The 12,762-nt window shown below is 48.3% G+C and carries 18 protein-coding genes; all 18 read right to left on the reverse strand.

Features of this window, described 5'->3' with window-relative positions; genetic code table 11:
* Positions 1–15 precede the first annotated feature (15 nt).
* The 18 genes from ACP26N_RS09465 to ACP26N_RS09550 all read right to left on the reverse strand — a co-directional run bounded on the left by ACP26N_RS09465 (position 16) and on the right by ACP26N_RS09550 (position 12,748).
* On the reverse strand, positions 16–660 hold the full coding sequence (locus ACP26N_RS09465) for a hypothetical protein (protein ID WP_426353645.1): 645 nt from the start codon (positions 658–660) through the stop codon (positions 16–18).
* Positions 661–1,830 (reverse strand): baseplate J/gp47 family protein, encoded by a 1,170-nt coding sequence (locus ACP26N_RS09470; protein ID WP_426353647.1) that lies wholly within the window; start codon positions 1,828–1,830, stop codon positions 661–663.
* Positions 1,830–2,183, reverse strand: a complete 354-nt coding sequence (locus ACP26N_RS09475) for a DUF2634 domain-containing protein (protein ID WP_426353649.1) — start codon at positions 2,181–2,183, stop codon at positions 1,830–1,832. Before ACP26N_RS09475 ends, ACP26N_RS09470 begins: the two co-directional genes overlap by 1 nt.
* A complete protein-coding gene (locus ACP26N_RS09480; RefSeq protein WP_426353651.1) occupies positions 2,180–2,524 on the reverse strand; it encodes a Gp138 family membrane-puncturing spike protein in 345 nt (114 codons plus the stop codon). Before ACP26N_RS09480 ends, ACP26N_RS09475 begins: the two co-directional genes overlap by 4 nt.
* A complete protein-coding gene (locus ACP26N_RS09485; protein ID WP_426353653.1) occupies positions 2,524–3,417 on the reverse strand; it encodes a phage protein in 894 nt (297 codons plus the stop codon). Before ACP26N_RS09485 ends, ACP26N_RS09480 begins: the two co-directional genes overlap by 1 nt.
* Positions 3,398–3,778, reverse strand: coding sequence for a phage baseplate plug family protein (locus ACP26N_RS09490; RefSeq protein WP_426353655.1), 381 nt, complete (start codon positions 3,776–3,778; stop codon positions 3,398–3,400). Before ACP26N_RS09490 ends, ACP26N_RS09485 begins: the two co-directional genes overlap by 20 nt.
* A gap of 9 nt (positions 3,779–3,787) precedes the next feature.
* A complete protein-coding gene (locus ACP26N_RS09495) occupies positions 3,788–4,354 on the reverse strand; it encodes a LysM peptidoglycan-binding domain-containing protein (RefSeq protein WP_426353656.1) in 567 nt (188 codons plus the stop codon).
* Positions 4,354–7,800: a phage tail protein gene (locus ACP26N_RS09500; protein WP_426353658.1), complete on the reverse strand. Its 3,447-nt coding sequence runs from the start codon at positions 7,798–7,800 to the stop codon at positions 4,354–4,356. Before ACP26N_RS09500 ends, ACP26N_RS09495 begins: the two co-directional genes overlap by 1 nt.
* Positions 7,801–7,815: 15 nt before the next feature.
* Positions 7,816–7,944, reverse strand: a complete 129-nt coding sequence (locus ACP26N_RS09505) for a hypothetical protein (protein ID WP_426353660.1) — start codon at positions 7,942–7,944, stop codon at positions 7,816–7,818.
* A gap of 64 nt (positions 7,945–8,008) precedes the next feature.
* Complete coding sequence (locus tag ACP26N_RS09510; protein ID WP_426353662.1) at positions 8,009–8,281, reverse strand: hypothetical protein; 273 nt, start codon at positions 8,279–8,281, stop codon at positions 8,009–8,011.
* Positions 8,282–8,374: 93 nt separating this feature from the next.
* Positions 8,375–8,764 carry a phage structural protein gene (locus ACP26N_RS09515; protein WP_426353664.1) on the reverse strand — a complete coding sequence of 130 codons (390 nt, stop codon included), beginning with the start codon at positions 8,762–8,764 and terminating at the stop codon, positions 8,375–8,377.
* 21 nt (positions 8,765–8,785) lie between these two features.
* Complete coding sequence (locus ACP26N_RS09520; protein ID WP_426353665.1) at positions 8,786–9,775, reverse strand: DUF3383 family protein; 990 nt, start codon at positions 9,773–9,775, stop codon at positions 8,786–8,788.
* Positions 9,776–9,791: 16 nt separating this feature from the next.
* Positions 9,792–10,247, reverse strand: a complete 456-nt coding sequence (locus ACP26N_RS09525) for a phage neck terminator protein (protein ID WP_426353667.1) — start codon at positions 10,245–10,247, stop codon at positions 9,792–9,794.
* The gene (locus ACP26N_RS09530) at positions 10,247–10,609 is read right to left on the reverse strand and encodes a hypothetical protein (protein ID WP_426353669.1); all 363 of its coding nucleotides are present in this window, start codon (positions 10,607–10,609) and stop codon (positions 10,247–10,249) included. The genes ACP26N_RS09525 and ACP26N_RS09530 overlap by 1 nt, the downstream gene beginning before the upstream one ends.
* 13 nt (positions 10,610–10,622) lie before the next feature.
* Positions 10,623–11,114, reverse strand: coding sequence for a hypothetical protein (locus ACP26N_RS09535; RefSeq protein WP_426353670.1), 492 nt, complete (start codon positions 11,112–11,114; stop codon positions 10,623–10,625).
* A gap of 17 nt (positions 11,115–11,131) precedes the next feature.
* A complete protein-coding gene (locus tag ACP26N_RS09540) occupies positions 11,132–11,491 on the reverse strand; it encodes a phage head-tail connector protein (protein WP_426353672.1) in 360 nt (119 codons plus the stop codon).
* Between the two features lie 2 nt (positions 11,492–11,493).
* Positions 11,494–11,745, reverse strand: coding sequence for a hypothetical protein (locus tag ACP26N_RS09545; RefSeq protein WP_426353674.1), 252 nt, complete (start codon positions 11,743–11,745; stop codon positions 11,494–11,496).
* A 31-nt stretch (positions 11,746–11,776) separates the two neighbouring features.
* Positions 11,777–12,748, reverse strand: a complete 972-nt coding sequence (locus tag ACP26N_RS09550) for a phage major capsid protein (protein ID WP_426353676.1) — start codon at positions 12,746–12,748, stop codon at positions 11,777–11,779.
* Positions 12,749–12,762: the final 14 nt, after the last annotated feature.

Here is a 12,762-nt window from a genome sequence, read left to right on the forward strand (position 1 = left end):
TTTAACCCCCTGTTTTTAGATTGGTAATACAATTTCATCGTCTGGATCAAACGAACCGGACAATGTACCACCCGTTGCTTGCGTGGTTGGTGCAAATCCTGTCGCCGTATCGGTTTCTGATACGTCGTATCGAGAAGAAAAAGAAAAGGTACCACTTAAATCGATAGCGGCAACCCGGACACCGGAAGCGACGACACGTTGCGTTATTTTACCGAACTGAACGGCGGTCATTCCCGATTGGTTGATGACTTCGATTGGTAAACCGGTAATGACGATTGCCGCCGGCTCCGGTGCCAGTGGGTCGTCATATAATTCTTTGATTCGAATGTTGTCCGCCGATGTGTTCAGCGTGACCGCTAATGAATTGATAATGCCGTCCATCGTCCCATTTGATAGGTTACGGGCGACGCGGGCGCGTATAAGGATTCGCAACACCTCGTCCGTCGCCAATCCTCTCATTTGCCCCACATTTTCCGCCAGAAGGTCGAGTGTTGCCCCTTCTGCCTGGTTAATGTCTCGCCAGGTTTCAACTTTTTTCAACGTTTCCTCTAAATCTTCCATCTGACCCGATACGAGCAGGATCAATTTTCCGACGTTGCTATTTGGGTTTTTCGTGTACGATTCGGTTAAGCTGCGCATCATGTTTTCGAAAATACCCATTTAAATCACCGTCACTTTCGCCGTGTCTGTCTGTGCCACCTGGTTATCAGCAATGACAAGGTTTGCGGTACCGAGTGAAGCGGCGCTGGTCCCTACCCGCACTTTTGCATCATCAATGCCGGTGATATTAAACACTGCTCGCGTGATCTGCGAAATAATGATGTCTTCGCCCATCTGCGCACCGATGTAGATAGTTCCATCACTCGCCGTTCCACCTATCAGTTTCACCACTTCATCTTTTACCAGGGTGATGCCGTTCGATGGGAAACCGGCGTTCGTTGTCACGTCTACTTCGACATAAACGTTCACTTGCGCAGCATAATCAAACCGGACTGTTTGAGCGTTTCCCGATGCGTCATATACGGTTCTGACTTGTATTCCGAGTGGCTTAATGCCACTGGCTTTCTTTTCGTATATGGCTTCTGCAATCATTTGAGCGTCGCCACCCAGGACATACGCATGAATCGATTTCGGGTCATTCCCTCCGACCGCTAAGTTTTCATTATTTTCAATGACTGATACCGCCCGAACCCCAGGAACTTCTAAAATAGCGGCGCGAATTGCATTCGTCGTACCGTAGCCATTACCAGCCGTCGAATCAAGTAAGCGGGCGACCAGTTCTGCATCTGTTTCGATGTCTCGCCCTTCCGATGATCCGAGCGGGTTGTTTACCGTTAGTACGTCCGCGGATGGTTCCGCTTGAATCGTAATCGTGTTCGCTGGGACGTTGCCGGCAGCGCCGGGGAACAAGGCAACTGCCGAACCGGTACCCGCTCCGCTTGCGTTCAATTTGACGTCCTGTGTCAGTACAAAATAAACGTCGTTCACGGTCGTGAATTGCGTTCCTTCTAAAATCGTGAAGTTCGGCGTCCCTGTGAACGATAGGTCCACGACTGCCGATTGTTCCGGGTTACGTTGGGTATTGTAGAGCGGTGTTAAATAATCCAGCTGAACCCCCTCCGCCTTGCCGACGAAACCGGAATTATAAACCTTCTCCGCCAGTTCCCAACCCTTCGAATGGAACCAGGCAAACAGTCGAATCAGAATGCCGAGCGGTGAACGTTCCGACGTGTTGATGTCATCCCCGAACAATTCACGGGCTTTCACGTCCATTTCTTCATAGATTTCAGCGTAATTCTTCTTTTTGAATCCGTTTTTGTCTAAATCCATCAGAACTCAATCCCTTCCAGTGCGACTTCTTCGCCCGTTTGTTTAATCAATCGCATCGAGACGGACAAACGGCGGGTCATAAAGTCCGGGGTCAATACCAGGTCTTCGACGGATTGGATTCGTTCGTCTGCCGTTGCTGCTTCGATGATTGCCAGTTGCACCGCTTCTTCGTTGTATGGCTTTGTTTCTATCGATTCACGATCCATGCCGTAATTCAAATCCAAAAACCATTCGCCTTGTGCCGCTTCGATGTTCATTCGTACCGATTGCGCCAGTTCTTCGTCTTCGTCAATCATCACGAAATCGCCGTTATTGATAACGATGTCGCCGTTTGTGACCTTGATTGTCCTCATAACTCAATCACCCCCAAAATAACCGCGTCTCGCACGTCGTGCATCCTGGATGCGTCCGGGTCAAATGGTTTCTTTTGTAGGTTGTCGAGCGCTCTTTCAGAAAAGGCGACGAACACGATGTCATCTTTTGCTAACGCGCCGACGTGTTTCAATACCGGCGCCCCTTCGATCAGCGGATATTGTTCGGTTGATCCGTCCTTGTAAACGGTCATAAAGAGCAATTCAATGTCCGCTTCCTTGTTGGCTGCATCGTACTTGATGACGCGAGCGGGTGCCGATGTATGGATGCCAAGCCGAATCGAACGACTAAAATTATCGAAAAACTTTGCATGTTTCGACATCAAATCACCTCCGCTTCCGTATAGAATCCGTCTGATGTTGCAAAATGTTTCCCACGAATGACACGAAATGTTCCGTTCGCTGTTGACGATTTGATTTTCACGATGCTTGCGACCGTGATTCTGTGTTGTAATAGCATTTTGATTTTGTATCCGTCGTTCTCTTCGTCGTCGAATGGCTCCGGTGATGCGATTAACCCAGTTTCCTCGCTCACCGTGAACCGTTCGTCAAATCCTTCGCGTAATGGGCGAATGACCAGGCGACCGCGCCGATAATAAATAATTGAACCGCAATCCCGCACGACTTCTTCCAGGTTGTTCAGAATCAAGCCCGTGACCACGTACCCTTTCTTATAAACCTTGTCCCGCGTCAATTTGGGTTTGGCTGCTAACTTGATGCCGAGGACGCGGATCAGTTTGTTGATGATGACAGACCCTTTCGTTTCCTTCTTGAAAGCAATCTGTAATTTCTGTTCTTTGTCCTGCCCCTTCTTTTTGCCGGACGTGTATTTCTCCGCCGGGTCCGCCGTTCGTTTCGTAACCTTGATCCGCGAATAGTCATCACCTTCCAGGATGAAAACCGTCGTAATCTTATTTACGCCGTCACGCCTTGTTATAGCGCGGGAAACGATGCCGGAAGCCAGGACACCTATTTCGCCTTTGTAGCCCGCTTGCAGGGTGCATTTCACGCCACGTTTGATTCTTGCGATGCTGTCTTTCGATAGGTTGTAAATTTCGATTTCTGTTTCATTCGGTTTCGAATCGTCATCGAATGGATTTTCGAATCGAATTTCCAGTCCGTTGTCTCCCTCATTGGAATAGGTCGCTTTATAGTTAGCGCTCTCGAATGAGACCCGTTTAACGCGCCCGAATTGTTCAGTCCGTTCCGTCGTCAACGTTATCATCCTCCCCGCTGCCGTCCGCGATATAAAGAAAAACGGATTCTCCGAAATTATCGAAGGAAACCCGTTTCGCTTTCATACCTATATCCAGTGGAATGAGTGTTGGCGCTGGAAGGTCAACGCGCGGGACGTCCGCCCATAACGCGCGACCAAGTACCAACTTTTCACCCATGATAAAATCGACGTCCTCCCCTTCATCACCCGTCTTAAATAAATCGATTGTAAAGAAGTCGCCCGTCTCGTTGTAATTGGCTTGCATCGTGAACGGTTCGTCTCCTAAATCAATATCAAAACGTTCGGGTAACGACTCCTTGTCGATCGGGATGATGTCGTATACCTCTTTTGCCAGTTCCATTTTCCTCACCTACTTTATGCGTAATCTGACACCAATCGGGATGCGCCTGTCTGGGTATTTATTGAACAATCGTAACTTTGAAACCGTCGTCCCATATTTCCGCGCTAAATCCCAGTAGGTATCGCCTTTTTTAACCCGGTGATAGACACGCGGATTCGGTCGCGGCTTTTTCGTTGTCGGTTTCTTTTTACCGCCCCGTGTGATGGGCTTTTGTGCTTTCTTCTTGATCCACGGACTTTTCGACAAGCGGACTTTCTGAACGTTGATCGTCAACGCAACGCCGTTTCGTAAGTTTGAATTATGCACCCGGTTAACGTCTGTGATGACAACCGCGGTTGCGGTGGCACGACCCACATAATTAATGATCGTGCCGTTGTTCATGTAATCCCGCAACGTTCCTAAACGTCCTAAATAGTCTTTACCTAATAGCTGGGCATCAAACGATAGTTTAGGGCTAGTCCGTTCGATGTGGTCCGAGATCGGCGCCCCTTTTTCGATGGGGTATTCTGTGACCCGCACCGATTCGGTCACTACTTCCTCAATGACGTTTAAATAAACCTTTCCGAGTTTCGCCATTAATAGTCCACCTCCGGCGCGAACAAGTCGTTCAAGTGACTAAACGTTCTTTCGTTTGCCTGTTCGATTTGTTCTTTGATAGAAGCCACGTCACTGTCTCCGCTCACTGTGATGTTGTACGTCGGATTGAAGTTGATGTGGACGGTTTTTCTGTTGTTGTTCGTCGTCCCACTAGGACCGATGGTTCCGCCTCCCAACCCTTCGTCTGCGACTGTTAACATGCTTTGCATACGCATGGCAGGGATTGCGGTTGGCATCGGTACCGCCGGCATTTTAGGCATCTGCGGAATTGCAGCGGTTGCCATTTGTTTAGACATGTCGCTGATTTGACGGATGTTGTCATTCATCCCGATTGCGAGACCTTCTGACGTCCATCCGCCGTACTCAATCATTACTTTTGATGGTGAAGCGATACCCAGGATGCCGGTAATCCCATCTTTGACCGTGTTCGCAATGTCGCCAATCGTGCGAGCGACCGAACCAGCCATGCTCGAGATACCACCGATAAGACCCCGGATGATGTTCTTACCGATTCCGGCTAAATCGATGCCGGAAAGCGTGTCCATGATGCTGTTTCCAATACTCATTGCGGCTTGTCCGACCGCTCCGAGCAATTGCAAAATCCCGTTGATTAATGCCTGGATCAATTGGACACCAGCTGAAAGCAATTGCGGTGCTGCCGAAACAAGCGCCTGGACCAGTGCAACGATTAATTGAAGCGCCGCTGCCACTAGTTGCGGAACCATCTGAATGATGCCGTTGATTAAGGACGTAAGGATTTGAACCCCTGCATTAATAATCTGCGGTAAATTCGCAATCAACGTGTTTGTAAGCTGGGTGATAAGGTTGACTGCCATCGTAATTAATTGCGGTAGCATCTGCGTGATTCCCGTTACAAGCTGGGTGATGATGCCGATACCAACCGTAATCAATTGAGGTAACAAGCTGGTCAATGACGTGACTAACTGCATGATGATTTGGGTCGCTGTCGTGAGCAACATCGGCAACATTTGCATGATTCCATTAATGATTGCCATTAAAATTTGCATCGCTGCCGTTAAAAGAAGCGGTAAATTCACCATGATTGCATTTGCCAACGCTAAAATAATTTGCATCGCCGCGGTCAGTAATAACGGTATAGCGGTAGCAATTCCAGAAATCAATTGTTGAATTAACTGCATCCCCATAGTCAGCAATTGTGGAATCAGCGTGACGATTGTATTAATCAGCGTTGTAATAATCTGAATGGCCACCGGGATTAATAACGGTATCATCGTGACGATTCCGGTAATCAGTGTGGTCAAAATATTAAGGGCCGTCGTAAGCAAAACCGGTAAAAGCGTTGTGATACCCGCGATTAACGCCTGTAAAATCTGCATCCCCGCTTGTAGAAGAACCGGCAATAACTGCCCGATGCTTGTTACGAGCATCAAAATGATTTGCGATAAAGCGGTGACCACCATCGGCAATGCCTGGGTGATTCCCTGGACTAAATTCGTGATGATTTTAACGCCTTGATTGATGAAAATAGGAACCTGGGTGACCAGGAACGTGACGATGGATTGTACGATCGTTCCAATCGTTCCCGCTAACGATGTAGCGTTTGACTGAATGCCCTGCGCGATTGCAGGGATGAAGCGGGAACCGGCAATGATTAAACCAGGAATTCCGCCCATTAAGAACCCGATTAGTGTTGGAAGCAATTGTACGAACAGTTGCCCGATTTTGCTGAAATCACCGTTGAACACCGCGACAATAGCGGTACCGAACGCGGACGCCTGTTGAACGATTGTATTAAAGATTGGCGCTAGGAAAGTGGCCAAGAAACCGAAAACTTGTTGCGCGACCTGTTGAATGCTTTTCCAAGCCGAATTGACGGCATCCGCAAACACCTTGTTATTTTGATATAACACTGTTAACGCTATACCCAAAAGAGCAAGCCCCGTAATAATGAGCGGAATCGGTCCGAGGGTTGCCATTAAACTAGCGGCAAGCGCCATTCCTGCTTGTGAGGATAAGAACGCCAGAACGATTTTCGCCGCGACTGCCAGGGCGATTAGACCTTGAACGACACGGTATAAAATCGGGTGTGCTTGTTGGAACGCACCGGCGAACTCATTTACTTTCGTGATGACCGCGAACAGGATATTGAATACCGCTGCAAACGCATTTGTCAGTCCGCTGAAAATCGTGACGACTGCGGAACCGACCATTTTCATCACGTTCATAAATCCGCCACCGAGTTTATCGGTTAAGTTATCGATCATTGCTGCGAACGCTTCATTCTCGCGATACGCCTTGCGGAATCCGGCGACCATTCCGACAATGGCAGCTGCGACCAGATAAACCGTACCGCTCATTGCAGCAAGCCCGGTGACTAGTGGGCCAATCAGCATCCAAGCGGCCGCGAACGCTGCTTTCATCCCCATAATGAGACCAATACCAATTGCGAGCGGGGAAAGGATTAACGTAAGCGCCGGAATGAGCATCAATAGACCTTGCAACATCCGCGCGGTTGCTGGGTGTGCTTCATTGAACGCCGTGACCATGTTCGCGATTACTGTAATGAAGTTATAAATGCGTTTCATCACGTCGCCGAATACTTGCACCATCGGTTCAAATGCTTTTCGAACCGCGCTTTGCATCCGGTTAAACGCTTCCTCATAGCCGGCAACGCTTTTCATTGCTGCTTGATGAAGGGTTGAATATAAAAGTGCCGACGTAATCGCCGCCGCCATTGCGACCATCTGCATCCGCATGAGACCTTGTGAAATCATCATCGTCATTTCATTCAATTGCTTCATGTTTGCGGTAGGTCCTAGCATTTGCAACGCCAGTGCTGCGGGTTGCCCCTGCAAGGCTATGCGGTTTAAACCGTCTGCGACTGCGAGCGCCCCTTTATTGACTTGATATAAAGGATTGTTCATGCGGTCGAAGTTAGCCGCAATTTTATTGGCTTGTGTAGATCGTGCGAGCATTTGCCCCACGCCCTGGATAAATCCCATCTTTGCCATGTGATCGGCTGCCATCATTGCGTCCGTGACTTTCTTGTGTGCCAATCCTGCTTTTTGAACGTCACGCATAAATTGATTGGTTGATCCGCTGTATGTATCAGCGGCTTGCGTCAGTCGGAACATGTCGTATTGAGCTTTCATTAATTGATTCCTAAACGGAACCATCGCCGCTTGTTGTGCTTGTAAAGCGCTGGTCATTTCATATTTCATTTGCAGCGCTTCTTGCGACATCCCGCGGGTTTGCATCATCATCCAGTTTGTCGAATCACCCATACGCCGGTAACCCCGTGTATAGTTGCCGCTCATACGGTTAATATCATTCGTCATTTCGTGGGTGTTGTGTGTAACCTCGTTGATTCGCTGGTTGATTTCCCGTAATGGATCAGCATTTGCCAAAATATCGACAATGATTTGATTCTCACGTAATGCCATCGTTCGCCACCCCCTTTATTTTTTGCTTTGGCTTTTCATATGTGCTTTTTCTACTTTTCGGTATTCTTCGAGCGCGACTGCGGCGGTTCGCAGTTCATGCGGGTCCATCATCGAAACTTCCGTATACGAAAACTTCTCGCTCATTACCAACCACCAGAACGCCTTGTCCCGCTCGACCTCTTTCAGATAAACGGATTTGGGGAAAGGTTTAGCCCATAAGAAATTCCCCAGCTGCTTTCATCAGATCATTGAAGTCTGAATTCCCTAGTTCTTCGACCGAATCCCATGTGACGCGCGGTTCGACGATAACGTATTTCATGTATTCGTCGTACAATTTTTCCTCGACGATTTGCCCGTTCATGTTCTTTGCACGGTCACGAATCTTAACGCCCTCGCGAACTCCTGGGTGTTGTAAGACGAATTCTTTTTGTTCTTCACCGATTTTTACTGTTTTCTGTGATCCTTGCGCTGTTTTAGACATTTGAATGATCTCCTTTTTAGTTGCCATTTTTTTAGTCACTCCTATACAAAATAAATACGCCGAAACAATGAAGTTCCGGCGCTGTGCTTATTCTTATTGATCCGTGTAATCAAATACGCGGATTTCGAACTCGCGGTCCTCGATTTCGTCACTCAATCCACCAGATGGGGACTTAACAAACATAGCTTCTGTGCCACCGACCTTTTCCGCTGGTGTTTTGACCCAGATTGGAAACTTTGCACGCGATTCCGCTAAACGCTTTAATTCCTTTAGATTTGGCGACGTTTGCGACAACGTAAGGGTGATGGTACCCGTGTTGTTGTTCGTGATTGCGACCGCCGTATCTCCCATTGCATCGGTTTTGGAATTGAAGTTGTCTTCGTCCTTCTCCCACTCAACAAACGAACCTTCTGCAAATCCTGTAACGAATTTATTGTTAATATTGACCGATGTTTCCCGTGCGTCAAAAGTGTGAACTGTCATCTGTTTCTTACCTCCCTATTCTTACAATTCGATTTGTCCGTAAACTTCTACTTCATGGATCGCGCCGGCATTTCCGAAGCGGAACGACAACCCTTTGTAAATCCGGTTTGCACGATCCGATTCATTCACCTCATTACGAGAAAGCGCCGTGATTGTGTAGTCCGGCAAGTTGTCAGCCGTGACGCCGATAATCCCTTGCGTGAACGCTCGTTGCAATGCTGTTGTCGCCGCTCCTTCAATCAAGCCGATACCGCGATTGTCGTAAGGGACTTTATCAGCGTTCTGCAATGCCGTTTGAATTTCATTTTCCATCGTGACTTTCACGAAATCTTTTCCGTGTAAGGCGTCGATATATTCACCAGAACCAGTAATCCCGTTCGACAATTGCCCTTTGCCCGCTTTCTTGACGTAAGCAATTGCGTTGTCCTGTTCGATTTCAGCCAGTTCACCTTCTGCGAGATAACGCGGTGTAATACCGGCGAAACCGCCTTTAAACTTCCATGTGATTGATCCGACCGGAAGAGAAGCCAGGGAACCGACCACCGCGGCGTCCAGGTGTTCTCCTGCTGCTGGATGATCGAGAACGATTGTCCGTTTGAACGTTTTGAGTGCTTCACGTCCTGCATTGTCTTTTACGAGTGCTGCAAAAAACTTGAAGTCTTGCCCGTCGATGAATTGAGCTACCTTTAATTGATCCGCCGCAATGCCACCAGTCAGTAAAGCGAAATGCCATTCCCGGTCTGCATATTGCAGCAGTGCCGAATCCGGCGCCCCTGTCTGGTACGTCGCGACTGCCACGGATTGAGCGTGTCCCGCTTGCGAATAAAGCGTTTTAGCTTTTGCGTATGTTTCTGTACCTTCTGCATAGTCCACCGCGAGGGCGTCCAATGAGAAATATTCCTTGAATGATGATGTCCCGACTTTCTCCGTGAGGATCAGCGGTTTACCGAGACCCGCGAGTGGTGCCGGCGTTGCAAGATTGATAATGACGTTAACGTCTTTTAATGCCATGATTCGTGTTCCTCCCTTATTGCGGTATTTCTACCGTGTCGATTAGTTCACCGCCGAATGTCTCAATGTTACGGACGCGGAACCGGATGTCTATTCCGTACCGTCGTTCGTTATCCACTGATAAAAACGTGTCGCGGCTTTGTAGCCCTTCGATTTTCACAAAAACAATTCCCTGGTCACTTAACGTCTGTCGATGTTGCGCCAGCTTAAACAACATTGCGGTATCATGCGATAAGGTTTGTACTTCCGTTGCATCATTCGAATGCCAGGTGAACGAAAAGACCACTTCCACGTCTTCGATCAGTTCGCCGTTGTATTCTGCGGATGATTTCGGCAAGTAAGGGGATGTGAGCGTATACGCGCAAAATGGATAAGCGGGTTGCTCGTCGTTTGACGCTTGCAAGATGACCGGGCGACCTGTGTTGTCTCGTATATGACCGATGATGACGCGTTTAATATTTCTGTAATCCATCACGGCACCACCTTATCAAATGCACTTACATATTTAACCGTATACGAATTGAAATCTGCGTATGTCTCATGTGGGACACCGCGCAAAACGTGATAAATGTTGTTGCCATACCGGATGCGTGTTCCTGTCTCCAAGAATTCCCCGGTAAAATATAACGTCCTGTCGGCTTCTATGAGCGTCCCGCCGCTTTGTTCAATCTGACGTACCCCCAACGGCACTAACGCACCAGAACGGGCAACCCAGACGCTTTCAGCAGTTTGTTTCTCGCCGAGGTCGTCAATATACGTTTCGCCCACAATCTCGAGGAAGAAAGGGACTCTGTACTTCTTGATTAATCGTGTGAACTGAAATCGTTTAGCCATCACGTCACCCCTCTCATTCGATCTTGTGTTCCATTGATTGAATCATGTTGCCGGAATCGACCAGCGGATTACTCGACCCTTTTTGATCAACCGTTAAGCCGACGTTTGCAGGGGCTTGTAAATCACGGGCGAATTCTTGCAGCTTGCCTTGTGCTTCCAGGGCAAGCGCGGATAATAGCGCTTCTGGTGACACACCGTTGAGGATGGCGGCACCGATCAGTTGATTGTACTTGCGAACGATTCCCGGTCCGTGTTGGTCCCATCCCGCTCGAATGAACGAACGTTCTGGAATACGAATGACGGTTGTCGTATTCTTTAAACTGATACCGAACTTATAGCGGAAGAACCCGCGCATCTTATCAGTCACCGGAATATTACAACCGAATTCGTGTACATCTGCCAACATTTGCGTGAACCCTTCACCGAAATAACCAACCCGAATCCGTTTACCGTCAAATGAATCCGCGGCGGATATTGCTTGCGGTAATCGGTTTCGGTCTCTCACCCGTATTCTTGCGCGCATTACGCCCGGAAGAACCGGATGTCTGAATGATACGGTGACCAGTACCGATAAGCGGTGCCGTAAATCAACGCTTCATCGGTACCGAATGATTGAGACATGCCGCCGATTGATTCAGCAACGACGCCGCCGCGCTCGCTCATTCCTTGATTCGCCTTGATCCATTCCGAGATACCCAGCTTCACCGTACCCGGCAGCTTTAACTTTCCATCCATCGGGTCAATCAGCTGCATGAAATCAAGCTGGTCACAATATACGGAAGCGGCTTTTATACCGGCTTCCAATTCGATTTCCAGTCTTACATCTTGCGACACGTCTTCAAGTTCAACGCCCAACAAGGTTTTCAATTCATTTAGGGTCATAATTATTCACCCGTTTCTTTGTTTTCCTTTGCAATTTCCTCGTCAAGCAATGCGCGTAAATCAGCGACCTTTGCTTTCGGGTCGAAATTCACTTCCCGTTTTTTCAGTTCTTCCGCGACTTCCGCTTTCGTCAATTCCTTGACTGTTTGGCGCACCCAACCGAGCGGCTTGTAAAACAGGCGGAATCGGCGTTCATCGACTTCTAGTTCCTGTCCGTCACGTTCAATAACAATCATTTCATCTTTTTCAGCCATGTTATGACCCTCCATTCTTCTAATGAGTTAATTAAGGGGTTACGTCTGGTGTGAGAACCGCGAACGCTTCGTTTTTCAAGACCATGAATCCAACGTACATCGTGACGCGCAATGCAACCATGTCACGTTCCCAAAGGTTGATTGGCACGTTGTTTTCATCGAGAACCGTTGAAATTGTCGCTTGTGTTGAGATGTCATATTCCATTTCTTGCGGAATACCGAATCGAGCCATATTCCAGTCACCAGTCATGGCAACCGCTTTTGTTTTATCAAACGATTTTCCGTTGGTGTAAGAAAGCGGAAGACCGAGGATGTCGTCTGGTGCTGTGCCGTCACCTTTTGTGAAGATCGGGCGCCCTGCTGCATCCAATTCACCGCGGAATTTCTGTTTGAGTGAACGGACCGTGACGATACCGTCTGGATCGATTTCATTATCTTCGACCAATCCAAGCAATCCGTTTAACTGCGGGTAGAGCGATTTTGAATCATCAAGCGGCACGTCATTATCTGCTGCAACGGCAGCTGCAAGAATGTTTTGACCCGCTGCATATGGTGAATTCGTTCCGAACAATGCCGCCTGGTCGAACTTCGTGTAAAACGCTTCTGCGATTTTAGGGCGCATCATGTCGAAGAACGTTGGGACGTTGTAACGTAAGAATTCTTTTGTAACAGGAAGAATGACTGCAAGTTTCTTCGCGCGCAATGTCGCTTTGAGCCATGTTGGTTTGGAAGTCTGAATGCGTTCTCCTTCATCGACCCAGTAAGCGCCGACGCCATCCGCAAGGTACGTGAATTCTTTTTCAAGTGATTCCATTTCCTCGAATTCCGCTTGCTGCATGACTGCTGATTGCTGAACGACTTCACCGATCGTTAGAACGGCGGTTTCTTTCGGGACGTTCCCCGTCATAGCGTCCGACATGAGGACGTTATCTGGTGTGAATGTTGGTTTAGCAAAATACTGAATGTTGAGTGATAGCGGTAATTTCGGTTGTTGTGTTGACATGTGTTGTACCTTCT

The organism is Exiguobacterium sp. R-39 (assembly GCF_049942815.1).
Classification (GTDB): Bacteria; Bacillota; Bacilli; order Exiguobacteriales; family Exiguobacteriaceae; genus Exiguobacterium_A.

Coding starts and splice junctions, on each gene's coding strand:
- ACP26N_RS09465 (WP_426353645.1), bottom strand. CDS start 660: ATGGGTATTTTCGAAAACATGATGCGCAGCTTAACCGAATCGTACACG.
- ACP26N_RS09470 (WP_426353647.1), bottom strand. CDS start 1,830: ATGGATTTAGACAAAAACGGATTCAAAAAGAAGAATTACGCTGAAATC.
- ACP26N_RS09475 (WP_426353649.1), bottom strand. CDS start 2,183: ATGAGGACAATCAAGGTCACAAACGGCGACATCGTTATCAATAACGGC.
- ACP26N_RS09480 (WP_426353651.1), bottom strand. CDS start 2,524: ATGTCGAAACATGCAAAGTTTTTCGATAATTTTAGTCGTTCGATTCGG.
- ACP26N_RS09490 (WP_426353655.1), bottom strand. CDS start 3,778: ATGGAACTGGCAAAAGAGGTATACGACATCATCCCGATCGACAAGGAG.
- ACP26N_RS09495 (WP_426353656.1), bottom strand. CDS start 4,354: ATGGCGAAACTCGGAAAGGTTTATTTAAACGTCATTGAGGAAGTAGTG.
- ACP26N_RS09500 (WP_426353658.1), bottom strand. CDS start 7,800: ATGGCATTACGTGAGAATCAAATCATTGTCGATATTTTGGCAAATGCT.
- ACP26N_RS09505 (WP_426353660.1), bottom strand. CDS start 7,944: ATGAGCGAGAAGTTTTCGTATACGGAAGTTTCGATGATGGACCCGCAT.
- ACP26N_RS09510 (WP_426353662.1), bottom strand. CDS start 8,281: ATGTCTAAAACAGCGCAAGGATCACAGAAAACAGTAAAAATCGGTGAA.
- ACP26N_RS09515 (WP_426353664.1), bottom strand. CDS start 8,764: ATGACAGTTCACACTTTTGACGCACGGGAAACATCGGTCAATATTAAC.
- ACP26N_RS09520 (WP_426353665.1), bottom strand. CDS start 9,775: ATGGCATTAAAAGACGTTAACGTCATTATCAATCTTGCAACGCCGGCA.
- ACP26N_RS09525 (WP_426353667.1), bottom strand. CDS start 10,247: ATGGATTACAGAAATATTAAACGCGTCATCATCGGTCATATACGAGAC.
- ACP26N_RS09530 (WP_426353669.1), bottom strand. CDS start 10,609: ATGGCTAAACGATTTCAGTTCACACGATTAATCAAGAAGTACAGAGTC.
- ACP26N_RS09540 (WP_426353672.1), bottom strand. CDS start 11,491: ATGACCCTAAATGAATTGAAAACCTTGTTGGGCGTTGAACTTGAAGAC.
- ACP26N_RS09545 (WP_426353674.1), bottom strand. CDS start 11,745: ATGGCTGAAAAAGATGAAATGATTGTTATTGAACGTGACGGACAGGAA.
- ACP26N_RS09550 (WP_426353676.1), bottom strand. CDS start 12,748: ATGTCAACACAACAACCGAAATTACCGCTATCACTCAACATTCAGTAT.